The organism is Pseudomonas sp. PNPG3 (genome assembly GCF_023093815.1).
GTDB lineage: Bacteria > Pseudomonadota > Gammaproteobacteria > Pseudomonadales > Pseudomonadaceae > Aquipseudomonas > Aquipseudomonas asiatica.
The window spans coordinates 1-226 of sequence record NZ_JALLKV010000357.1 but is presented as its reverse complement, the minus strand read 5'-3'; the positions used below and the strand labels follow the sequence as shown (position 1 = coordinate 226).

Below are 226 nucleotides of genomic sequence, written 5' to 3'. Positions count from 1 at the left end.
CGGATGTTTGAATCGAGACTGCCTTCGCGTTCGCATTCGCCCAGCACGTCCCACAGCCCGACACCATGCGCCAGCAGGCGCGGCAAGCGTTCGGCATAGGGGAGCGTGGCCAGATCCTCGCCTACCACAGCCGAGATCAATCGCCAGAACTGGTTGCGCGGATGAGCGTAATACTGGCCGGCGGCCAGCGAAGCGGCGCCGGGAAAACTGCCCAGCACGAGGATGC

Annotated in this window: 1 protein-coding gene; it reads right to left on the bottom strand. The window is 64.6% G+C overall.

Translation table 11 applies throughout. The features are described from left to right. The coding region (locus MJ643_RS31315; protein ID WP_247727404.1) for a DNA-deoxyinosine glycosylase at nucleotides 1-226 on the bottom strand (226 nt) is incomplete at both ends.